This window comes from Methylobacterium sp. WL18 (genome assembly GCF_008040015.1).
GTDB lineage: Bacteria > Pseudomonadota > Alphaproteobacteria > Rhizobiales > Beijerinckiaceae > Methylobacterium > Methylobacterium mesophilicum.
The window spans coordinates 1-1,111 of sequence record NZ_VRVD01001009.1 but is presented as its reverse complement, the minus strand read 5'-3'; the positions used below and the strand labels follow the sequence as shown (position 1 = coordinate 1,111).

Annotated in this window: 1 protein-coding gene; it reads right to left on the bottom strand. The window is 68.3% G+C overall.

Annotated elements, in window-relative coordinates:
- Nucleotides 1–68: 68 nt before the first annotated feature.
- A complete protein-coding gene (locus FV228_RS30495; RefSeq protein WP_147857824.1) occupies nt 69–845 on the bottom strand; it encodes a helix-turn-helix transcriptional regulator in 777 nt (258 codons plus the stop codon).
- Between the last annotated feature and the right edge of the window lie 266 nt (nt 846–1,111).

Here is a 1,111-nt window from a genome sequence, read left to right as displayed (position 1 = left end):
GGGTGTCACGTTCTCGCCAGGGGGGCCGGCGTCCGAACCGCCCATCGGTCCGATCCGCGACGGCGCGTTCAGCCCCGGTCGACGCTTTCCGCAGGCGGCGGCCGGAAGTACGCGCTCGGCGGGCGCCCGAAGGAGCGTCGGAATACGGCCGCGAACGCGCTCGGACTGTCGTAGCCACAATCCAGCGCGACATCGAGGATGGCCCGGCCCTCCGCCAGCAGCGGCAGGGCGTGGAGCATCCGGGCTTGCTGGCACCACCGGCCGAATCCCATTCCGGTCTCGCGCTTGAACAGCCGCATGAACGTCGCCCGGCTCATGGCGAGTTCGGCGGCGGCCGCCGCGATGGAATGCGCGCGGGCGGGATCGCGGCGGATCCGGTCGCACAGATCCGCCAGGCCGGCCTGCGTCGGAGCCGGCAGGTCGAGCGGCTGCACCGGCAGGAACGCCAACTCCAGCATGAGCAGGCAGATCACGGCTTCTGAGACGGCGCGGTCGCCCTGCGTCTCCGTGAGGGCGGCGAGCTTGAGGATCAGCTCGCGCAGGAGTGGCGTGACCTCGACGACCCTGCAGCGATCCGGGACACCGTCGAACCCGGTCGTGTCGATCAGCAGCGAGCGGAAGCGGATCCCGGCATGGCTGGTGGTGACATGGTCCGTGTCCGGAGGAAGCCAGACTGCCCGGCTCGGCGGCACCACCCAGGTCCCGCTGTCGGTCGTGACCGAGATCACGCCCGCCATCGCGTAGAGGAGTTGCGCCCGCGCGTGGCGATGGAGTGGGCTCGCGAAGCGGTCGCCGTCGTGCCGGATAACTGCGATCTCGTCCGAGACCCGGATGCCGTCGATCACCGTCTGAGCCTTCCGCGACGAACCTTGATCCTCGCACGCGAGAATATCACCGCCGCCTGACCTAGAGCGTGTTATTGTGTTTTAACGCGGCCCTATTCCAGACTCGACGCCAAATCCTGGGTTTCCAAAGGGCTCGCAGCCCAGCCCTTTCAAGGTGTTTGATTTGCCAGAACCCTGGCGGTTGCGACATGGGCGTTGGTCTGGCGTGCGGGCTCGGTAGACCGCGGCTTGGGTTTTCGCTGGCTGGCGGCCACGCGTTTGGGGTC